Raw genomic sequence first — 9,735 nt, forward strand, 5'->3', positions numbered from 1 at the left:
GCTCTATACTATCTTTTGACAAACGAATATTTTTATTAATTATTAAATATTCATTTTGAGCATTTATATTAATTGTTATCAGAAAAAACAAGAAAACAACTAAATTATATTTCATAATTATGATTCAGTTTTTATAAATGATATTAACAACGAAAGACTTATTATGTAGAAATAAAATCTTTAATTAGTTAGTAGATGGTTCTATTTTCTGTTCTGATAATACCAGTTCTGCATTGGGATATTTAGCCTTTACAATCGGAGTAATATCTTCAAATAAAGCTACTGGAACAATCATATCGGATTTTGTTGGTGAAACATAACTACCGTATGCGAAAATTCTTTTTACATCGTTAATAATTATTTCATAAACTGGAGTATGAACAATACGCCCTTTCTCAAAAGTAGTTTCTATTGCGTTATCTCCGAATTTGTCAGTATAAATCAATGCTTCTCCTCCTTCTGAATGCCATAAGTCTGTAAAAATGAATCTATAACCACCACCAACTTTTACAGGTATTTCGGTTAGATATTCTTCACTGATTGCTTTTTTCTCGTTTTCAGTTAAATTGCCACCTACTATTAAAATATCGTGTTTCACAACAACAAAGTTGTAAGTCAAATAATCAACAATAACATCCAAAGTCAGCGAGTTTTGCGATTTGTCGGTAATCGTAATTTTGGTAGTACCAAGACCTTTTACCTCCAAACTCAAATTTATGTCAGTACCATACATCTTAGTGTTAATAATTTCAGCAGTTACAATTTCGGAATTATCAGACGTAACAGAATATTTGCCGTCACCTCCTTCAATTATATACCAACGTTTAGGTCATCTTGGTAATTTATTTTGATAGTAGTATCATCATAATCTTTTAGTTTTATTGGTGTCAATTCATCATCGCTGTGACACGCAAAAAAGATTGTGCTAATTGTTAGTGCTGCAACTGCAAATAGTAAAAATCTGATAGTTTTCATAAGTGTAAGTATCGTATTAGGTAAATTAATTTTGAAAATCGCTGATAAATGTAATTATAAATTTAATATGTTAAATCTAATGTATTATTTATTTTTATATAAATATAGACACTGGCTATAAGAGGGTTAAGCGAGAGAATAGAAACATAGACTAATGGCTGTCAGATATAGCCACAGATAAGGAAAACTTTAAAAACTACCACCTAAATCCCCAAAATTGAAGAAAGAATAATATCTTTGAAAAAGAAATCGCTCTTTAACGTTGTGCAAAAAGAAGAGGAAAACAGTGCTTCGCTCGTTTCTAGATCGTTACCTATTAAGAAAAAGAGGCTTGTAAGTTATTCATTTTTAGATGGAGCCACGAAATATCATGTCTTGAGCAATGTGTTGATAATCGCTTATTTATCCCACACATTGTTGCAATTTCCTTCAAGTACGCATTCATCTTTTGATTAGTTGGGACAGGCAAAACTTGACTTCTTAATTCGCAACCCTTATCAGAGCTATATTTATCGAGTAATTCTCGTGGAACTCTCAATAATGGAATATTGCACATATTGTTTGTCTTTTGGCGGGGTTTACGAATCCACATTTCCCCCTTGTTGCCACGAATGATATGCTCTGCTTGCAAACTCTTGACATCTACGAAGGCAAGACCAGTAAACGCACAAAATACAAACACGTCTCTGACTTGTTCCAATCTCTTACATGGCATTTCTTTTTCCATTAGAATATTTAATTCATGCATTGTCAGAAATTCTACATGCACTTCGTCTTGTCGAAACTTAACCAGAGCAAAAGGGTCTTTTTGTAACCAATCATTGATAAGAGCAATCCGAATAATCTTCTTGAAAATTTTGAGATGTTTGATCGCCGAATTATTCTTGCACCCTTTTTCTGTCTTTAGATAAAGTTCATATCTACGGATAAAATCCTCATTGATTTCTTTTAGAGGAATATCTTCAATATTCATTTCTTTAGCCATGAATTCCTTCAGATATTTCAAAGAAGCATCGAATTTATAGAGAGTAGATTGTGTATATTCAATATTTAGTAATTGTCTACACTTCTCATTATGTTCCGAATGCACTTCGCCCAAAGTCTTACCATTTTCTTCGTTTTTGTGATTTTCCAGATAGATGTCTTTGATAATCTGTGCACTAACCATCTTGTTCTCTAGTCCTAAATCACAATAAATTTGATGAATACGAGATTTTACAGATTGAATATTATAATTCAACTCCTGTGCTTCCCGACTGCTCCCTCTTGTTTTTCCTTGTGCTTGGCTCCATTGAGAAGGATTTGTACTTCCGGAGACTTGGAATATCTGCAATTTCACCATTTAGAGTAATACGGATAAATAAAGGAACCTGTCCATTTTTCATTACTCTGTTTTTTCTGATCAAACAGACTACATTGAATGTGTTTCGTTTTTTTTTGTCATTTTTGTTTCCATAAAGCTGATTTTTGTTGTTGTAAAATTACTTTTTTAACATAAATTTGACTCTATGCAAAATGTTGTAGAACAGCGAATTAAAACCTTATTCGTAGCCAATTCGTAGCCAGACTGAAAAAATAATTCTTGGCTACGAATTGGCTACAGGATAATGCTTAAAAATGCATTATTTTGCTGTTTTCGTAAAAATCAGGGAATAAAAAAATCCTTGAAAACCGATTGATTCTCAAGGATTTGCTTCGTTTTACCTTTCGGCTCAGTGCGGATGAAGGGACTCGAACCCCCACGCCTCACGGCACCAGATCCTAAGTCTGGCGCGGCTACCAATTACGCCACATCCGCGGCTAAAGTGCGTTAGCGGGTACAAAGGTAGAATAAATTTTATTAATTAGGCAATAATTCTAAGAAAAATTATATTTTTTCTTCAAATATATTTCTATGACCAAATTCTGTTAGGAAATCTAATAGATATCAGGCCTCTTATTATTTTAGAAAATAATATATAATTGCATACTTCAAAAAATATTGATTTCTTTTGTAACACTCCTTTTTTTATTCCGTATATATTAGTGAAAGGGTAACCCAAGAATAAATGATAGGCTTTGATTCAGGAATAATAGACCAGTGCAGAAGAGGTGAACATAAAGCACAGATGCAATTATACACTACTTTCTATAAGAGGGTCTATAATGCTTGCTATCGCGTGCTTCGTGATAATTCTGAGGCTGAAGATGCTATGCAGGAAACCTTTTTGAAAGCATTTTCTGCCTTAGATAATTATGATGAGAAAACCCCTTTTGAAGCCTGGCTGGTAAGAATTGCAATAAATGCATCTATCGATAAGTTGAGAAAAAAAGATATGGAATTTACTAATCTGAATGAAAATATACATTATAATGTTCCTGATTCGGATGACGATGACTGGGAACAAATAATGGAGCAGGTCGGAAAAGTTAAAACTGCAATAGAAAAACTACCCGATTCGAGCCGTTTAATTATAAATTTGTATTTAATAGAAGGTTACGATCACGAAGAAATAGCTGATATCCTAAATGTAGCACCAGGAACGGTTCGTGTACAATATATGAGAGCAAAGCAAAAATTAATCGAACTTATCTGAAAGGGAAGAGATATGAAAAATCGAGAAAAATATATAGAAGAGAATAGAGAAATCTTTGATGATAAGGAACCTCTAGCAGGGCATTTTGAGCGCTTTGAAGCATTGTTGAGCAAGAATGAAATGCAAAAGGATAAGCCGGTCATCAAGAAAGTAAGGCTTTTTAGTGTCATCTCGATTGCAGCGTCAATTATAATATTAATAGGTGTTGCCGTCAAATTCTATGGGCCGGAAAGGATTACTGTAGCCCCTACAACAGAGGAGGCTATAGGTATTGATGAGTTCCGCTCAATGAATGAGTTTTATAATCAGCAGATGGAAGAACGGATAGCCGACATTATGTGTAAACTGGCATATACAGACACAGAGAATCAAAAACAATTATCAGAAGATATTCAAAAGATTGTAGTTAATAATGTAGCTTTTGTTGATGAAATGGCTAAAAATGAAAATCAGGAAATTGCGATTCGATATCTAGTAAGACACTATAAGGCTAATATTGAACGTCTTGATAATATAAATGAAAAATTAGGGAAATACACAAAATGTTAAATACAACGATAATGAAAAAGTATATATTATTAATGGTCTTATGCTTCGTCGCTTTTTCTCAATCGCAAGCTAATGAGGGTATAAAGAGTATACCGCAAGATTCCTTTAAGATTTTTAAAAAGAAACTTGATCTAGATGTGAGTAAAATGTTGGAAAATATAGATGATATTTATATTGATACAAGCCGATTTCCTGATGTTGCGGATTTCAATATTAATATAGACTCTATTAATGTTTTGGCTCAGAATGCCACTAAAGAAGCCTTGGAGGTATTACAAAGCCCTGGAGGTATTACAAAGCGAAATGCAAAGGTTTATAGGTATAATTTCTCTAAAGGAACAGACCAAAAATCGATAAGAACGTCAGTACGTATCGAGAATAAAACCTTTTCTAATATCTCAGAAGTAGAGTTTTTTCATAAATACGGTAATATTGTTGTTAGGGAGTCAAACTCTAAACAAGTAGAATTAGAAATTCAATATTTGGACCGCAATAATGCTACAGCATCATGCAATGTGTCTGTCGTTGGAAAATTACTTTCTATTACAACAAATAGCGGAGGAAAAAGTAACGCAAGCTCTAAGATTAACTATATAATTGGTATTCCGAAAAATACAGCGATGAATATTAATATGGATTATGGAAACATAAAAATAGATCAGTTGAGTGGGGGATTAATAGCTAATCTTTCTTACAGCGAAATGTCAATTCAAAAGGCTAATAATATATCATTGAAATCTAGATATAGTGACGTTAAAATTGGAGAAATGCAAAATGCGGATTTGTCAGGTTCTTATTCAGATATAAGAATTAATAGGGCAAATAAAATAATGACTTCGGGTAATTATAATGATTACCGGTTTAACGATGTTCAAACTCTTACGATAGACAAGTCCACATCCTATGGAGATTGTAAGATAGGTTCAGTAGGACGTCTGGATGGCTCAATAATGTATACAGATATTGATATTAATAATTTACTATCGGATATTAGTATTTCTAGTCAATACGGAGATGTTATGCTTAGAAACGTTTCCCCTAAAGCGAAGAATATAAGTATTAAAGGTAGTTATTGTGATATTACGATTGGGCTTTCCCCTGGTTTTTCTAGTACGTTTGATGCAACACTAAATTATGGAGATCTGACTATTTCCAGGAAGTTCTCCGTGAAATATACAGAGTCAATAGAAAAGGGGAACAGGACGGTAAAAAAAGGACAAATTGGGACAGGAAATCCTACAGCCAATATTGTTGTTTCCAATAATTATGCAGATATAGATATTAGATAAAAATAAAAATATGAAAACGAAAGGTATTATATTCATGGCATTGTTTATAGCTCTGACAACAACTATATCTGCCCAAGTCGTAAAAGAAAAGAAGCAAATAAATGTATTTCACAAAATCTCATCTAGTGGAGGTATTGATGTTTATTTTACTCAAAGCAATAACTGTTCTTTAGAAATAGAAACAGATGCTCGGAATATGGCAAAGATAGATATTATGGTAAAAGACGGCTGTCTACAGCTAGGAAGAAAACGTAATGAAAAGTTTGAACGAAATAGTACCATAAAAGCATATGTTTCTGCCCCTGTATTAGATGCAATAGCGACCTCGGGAGGAGCCGATTTCCATGCTAAAGAGATCTCGAATAATAAGAATATAGATATAGCTTCTTCGGGTGGAGCTGATATTCATATTAATAGACTGAATACGCCTAGTTGCAATCTTAAAGTGAGTGGTGGAGCTGATGCCGACATTAAGCAGTTTGAAGGTCAAAACCTAAATATATCGGCATCTGGCGGATCGGATGCTGATATTCAAATTGGCAGAGTAGACAATCTGGCTGCTTCAGCAAGTGGTGGAGCCGATATTAAATTGACAGGTAAGGCAAAATTAGTTTCAGTAAGAGCATCTGGCGGATCGGATATTAATGTAAAAGGTCTTACTTATGAAACCATTAATGCCAGTAAATCGGGTGGGGGAGATATTCTAAAATAAATATATAAAAAGGGCTTAAGAATTATTCTTAAGCCCTTTTTATATTGAGTTATTAAAGTTTCTCTTTTAAGAAATGTCCCGTATATGACCTTGGACATTTTACAATTTCTTCCGGTGTGCCTTCACAAACAATATATCCACCTTCTTTCCCTCCTTCAGGACCGATGTCGATAATATGGTCGGCACATTTGATAACATCCATATTGTGCTCTATGATAATGATAGTATGTCCTCGTTTAATCAACGAATCGAAGGCTTTCAGTAGCGTTTTTATATCATGAAAGTGCAATCCGGTAGTTGGCTCGTCAAAGATAAATAAAGTTGGCTCAGGTTTTTCATCGGCAAGATGAAATGCCAGTTTTACACGTTGGTTTTCTCCTCCTGACAGGGAAGAGGAGGACTGTCCTAATTTTACATAACCCAATCCGACATCTTGTAAAGGTTTCAATCTTTTTACTATTTTCTTTTCTGTAGTGCCTTTTCCTTTTTCAAAAAATTCAATAGCTTGGTCAATTGTCATTTCCAGTACATCAAATATACTAGCTCCTTGATACTGTACATCTAAGACATCTTGTTTGAATCTTTTGCCTTTACAGACTTCGCATTCGAGTAATACGTCTGCCATAAACTGCATTTCAACCAAAATTTTCCCCTCTCCTGCACATTCTTCACATCTACCACCTTCTACATTGAAAGAAAAGTAAGCCGGACTAAAGTGTAATTGTTTAGCTAGAGGTTGGTCTGCAAAAAGCTTTCGTATCTCGTCGTATGCTTTTATGTATGTTACCGGATTAGAGCGCGAGGATCTTCCTATTGGATTTTGGTCTACCATTTCAATGTCTCTTATCAGCTTGAGGTCTCCTTCCAATCCATTATATTGTACTATTTGTTCTCCCTTCCCTTTATAATGACGCTCAAGTGCTGTATAGAAAACATCGCATATCAATGATGATTTCCCCGATCCACTGACGCCTGTCACGACAGTCATTACATTGAGTGGGAATTTTACATTTATATTCTTCAGATTATTTTGTCGCGCCCCCTTGATCTCTATGTAGTTATTCCATTTGCGTCGTATTTTAGGAACCTCTATTTTCTCTTCGCCGTTCAAGTAGCGAACTGTATAGCTTTCAGTATGCTTTTCTAGTCCGGCAATATCTCCCTGGTAAACGACTTCTCCACCGAGGCGTCCGGCTTTTGGGCCTATGTCGATAATATAATCAGCAGCACGAATAATCTCCTCATCATGTTCTACAACGACAACTGTATTCCCTATCTCCTTTAGCTCTTTCAGTACCTTTATCAGGAGATCTGTATCACGTGAATGTAATCCGATACTCGGCTCATCCAATATATAAAGCGAGCCTACGAGGCTGCTGCCTAAAGAGGTTGCAAGATTAATCCGCTGGCTTTCTCCCCCGGACAATGAGTTTGAAAGGCGATTAAGTGTTAAATAGCCTAAACCTACATTTTGTAGATATTGTATGCGTATATTTATGTCAGTCAATAATCGTTTGGCTATCGCGGCGTCAGTCTCATTTAACTCGAGTGAATCGAAGAATGCTTTCAATTCAGATATTGGCATTAATACAAGGTCGGCGATTGTTTTTCCTCCAACCTTCACGTATAATGCCTGAGGTTTGAGTCTAGCTCCTTTACAAGATGGACAGGTCGTTTTACCTCTGTAGCGAGCCAGCATGACGCGGTATTGTATCTTGTATTGGTTTTCCTCTACCATTTTGAAGAAATCGTCAATACCATGAAGCCCTTTTTCTCCATGCCAGAGTAGCTCTCTTTCTTTGTCAGATAGCTCGAAATAAGGGCGATGAATTGGGAAATTATATTTATTTGCGGCATGGATAAATTGGGTCTTCCATTCGCTCATCTTTTCCCCTTTCCAGCATACCACGGCATCTTCATATAGAGAAAGGCTTTTGTTTGGGATAACAAGGTCTTCATCTATTCCCATCACACGTCCAAATCCTTCACATATAGGGCAAGCTCCAATAGGGCTATTAAAGCTGAACATCATATCACTCGGCTCTTCAAATACAATCCCGTCAGCCTCGAAATGGCGGGAAAATTCAAAGCTTTCAATCTTATTTTCGAGATAAAACCGTATAATACAATCGCCTCCTCCTTCAAAAAAGGCTGTTTCTATTGATTCTGAGAAGCGGCTTATATTGGCTGCATCCTTGTCGCAGGTGAGGCGGTCGATGAGTAAAAGCATTTCATCTACATTATACTCATTCTTAGATGCTAGTATAGTTTCTATTTGTTCAAACTTCCCTTCTAGTTCTACCCTCGAAAATCCTTCTTTTTGTAGTATTTCGAGTTGTTCGTTCAGGTTGCGATTCTCTCGAAGTATAATTTTAGTTAGAATTGCCAAACGAGTATTCTCAGCATATGACATCATTTTTTCTACAATATCACTTACCTGATGTTTCTTTACTTCTTGCCCGGATATAGGGGAAATAGTTTTTCCTATACGTGCATATAATAGGCGAAGATATTCGTATACTTCGGTGGATGTGCCTACCGTAGAACGCGGATTGCGGGAACTGACGCGCTGTTCAATAGCTATGGCAGGAGGAATTCCTTTTATATAATCGCTTTCAGGCTTGTTCATACGTCCGAGAAATTGTCTTGCGTATGAGGATAAACTTTCAACATAACGGCGTTGGCCTTCTGCATAAAGCGTATCGAAAGCAAGAGATGATTTTCCCGATCCTGATAGCCCTGTAATTACAATAAATTTGTTTCGGGGAATTTCTACATCTATGTTTTTTAGATTATTAACCCTCGCCCCTTTTATAAATATATTTTTCTCTACTGACATATTTCTTCTCAAAAAATGTCTGCAAAATTACGAAAAAAAGGGGGTATTATGAATCGTATTTCAAAAAATTGTGGAATAGTCTTGAATGTGTTATAGATTGTAAATTGGGCTTTATGGGAAATTGAAATGTTTACTGAGATAAGGGAAGATGGCTTATTTGTATAGATCTCATTATTAGGCTACAAAAGTTCTAATAGGATCATTTTTTCTTTTTTTTGTTTAATTCATCTCTAAGCAAGGATGCTAATTCATAATCCTCGCCATCAATAGCATTCTTTAATAAGGATTCAAGTTCATCGGAATTGAGCAGAGAATAGTCTAATGCCGAATTGTCTTTTTCGTTTTCTACAGTGTTCTCTTGCAGCGAATTTTCGTCAAAAACAATTGCTTGCTCCTGCATTATTCTTTCAGTGGTGTATATTGGAGATTTTGTTCGTAGAGCAATTCCAACTGCGTCAGACGTTCTTGATTCTATTTGTATTTTTTTTTCACCTTGGCTAATGGTTAGGCGGGAGAAAAAAACTCCATTCTCATACTTATATATTTCTATTTCTTCTAGAGTTGCTCCTAACTGATATAATATGGATTTGAAAAGGTCATGTGTTAATGGACGAGGTGGGATAGCCCCTTGAAGATTAAAGGCAATAGATTGCGCTTCTGGTATTCCTACTACCACCATCAATCGGCGCACACTATTTTCCTCAGCCAAGACTAATCCATATGCTCCAGATTGCGTTTGGTTGAATGAAAATCCCAGAACTGATAATTTTACTCTGCTGTCCATCTTATATAAGT

Annotated in this window: 8 protein-coding genes, 1 tRNA gene and 1 pseudogene; 4 read left to right on the forward strand and 6 right to left on the reverse strand. The window is 35.3% G+C overall.

What is annotated here, in order from left to right:
- Positions 1-184: 184 nt before the first annotated feature.
- From JGH11_RS17655 to JGH11_RS17670, 4 genes and pseudogenes are all read right to left on the reverse strand, one after another.
- Positions 185-733 (reverse strand): hypothetical protein, encoded by a 549-nt coding sequence (locus tag JGH11_RS17655; RefSeq protein ID WP_201114003.1) that lies wholly within the window; start codon positions 731-733, stop codon positions 185-187.
- Positions 734-1,291: 558 nt separating this feature from the next.
- Positions 1,292-2,308 (reverse strand): site-specific integrase, encoded by a 1,017-nt coding sequence (locus tag JGH11_RS17660; RefSeq protein ID WP_370567631.1) that lies wholly within the window; start codon positions 2,306-2,308, stop codon positions 1,292-1,294.
- A gap of 4 nt (positions 2,309-2,312) precedes the next feature.
- Positions 2,313-2,360: pseudogene (locus JGH11_RS20635) on the reverse strand (hypothetical protein); the annotation flags it as partial.
- A gap of 331 nt (positions 2,361-2,691) precedes the next feature.
- Positions 2,692-2,773: transfer RNA gene (locus JGH11_RS17670), tRNA-Leu, on the reverse strand.
- 250 nt (positions 2,774-3,023) lie between these two features.
- Between JGH11_RS17670 and JGH11_RS17675 the strand changes: the two genes are divergently transcribed.
- From JGH11_RS17675 to JGH11_RS17690, 4 genes are read left to right on the forward strand one after another with little or no spacing between them, the layout of a single operon-like run.
- A complete protein-coding gene (locus JGH11_RS17675; protein WP_201114009.1) occupies positions 3,024-3,551 on the forward strand; it encodes an RNA polymerase sigma factor in 528 nt (175 codons plus the stop codon).
- 12 nt (positions 3,552-3,563) lie between these two features.
- Positions 3,564-4,100, forward strand: a complete 537-nt coding sequence (locus JGH11_RS17680) for a hypothetical protein (protein ID WP_201114011.1) — start codon at positions 3,564-3,566, stop codon at positions 4,098-4,100.
- An 11-nt stretch (positions 4,101-4,111) separates the two neighbouring features.
- The gene (locus tag JGH11_RS17685; protein WP_201114013.1) at positions 4,112-5,389 is read left to right on the forward strand and encodes a DUF4097 family beta strand repeat-containing protein; all 1,278 of its coding nucleotides are present in this window, start codon (positions 4,112-4,114) and stop codon (positions 5,387-5,389) included.
- Positions 5,390-5,399: 10 nt separating this feature from the next.
- The gene (locus tag JGH11_RS17690) at positions 5,400-6,101 is read left to right on the forward strand and encodes a head GIN domain-containing protein (RefSeq protein WP_201114015.1); all 702 of its coding nucleotides are present in this window, start codon (positions 5,400-5,402) and stop codon (positions 6,099-6,101) included.
- Between the two features lie 52 nt (positions 6,102-6,153).
- Here the strand turns inward: JGH11_RS17690 and uvrA are convergent, their stop codons facing one another.
- The gene (gene uvrA, locus JGH11_RS17695) at positions 6,154-8,940 is read right to left on the reverse strand and encodes an excinuclease ABC subunit UvrA (RefSeq protein WP_201114017.1); all 2,787 of its coding nucleotides are present in this window, start codon (positions 8,938-8,940) and stop codon (positions 6,154-6,156) included.
- A gap of 199 nt (positions 8,941-9,139) precedes the next feature.
- On the reverse strand, positions 9,140-9,735 hold a 596-nt coding region (locus JGH11_RS17700), incomplete at its 5' end, for a bifunctional nuclease domain-containing protein (protein WP_370567630.1).

Source organism: Dysgonomonas sp. Marseille-P4677 (genome assembly GCF_016652235.1).
Lineage (GTDB): Bacteria > Bacteroidota > Bacteroidia > Bacteroidales > Dysgonomonadaceae > Dysgonomonas.

Coding starts and splice junctions, on each gene's coding strand:
- JGH11_RS17680 (WP_201114011.1), top strand. CDS start 3,564: ATGAAAAATCGAGAAAAATATATAGAAGAGAATAGAGAAATCTTTGAT.
- JGH11_RS17690 (WP_201114015.1), top strand. CDS start 5,400: ATGAAAACGAAAGGTATTATATTCATGGCATTGTTTATAGCTCTGACA.
- JGH11_RS17655 (WP_201114003.1), bottom strand. CDS start 733: ATGTATGGTACTGACATAAATTTGAGTTTGGAGGTAAAAGGTCTTGGT.
- JGH11_RS17675 (WP_201114009.1), top strand. CDS start 3,024: ATGATAGGCTTTGATTCAGGAATAATAGACCAGTGCAGAAGAGGTGAA.
- uvrA (WP_201114017.1), bottom strand. CDS start 8,940: ATGTCAGTAGAGAAAAATATATTTATAAAAGGGGCGAGGGTTAATAAT.
- JGH11_RS17685 (WP_201114013.1), top strand. CDS start 4,112: ATGAAAAAGTATATATTATTAATGGTCTTATGCTTCGTCGCTTTTTCT.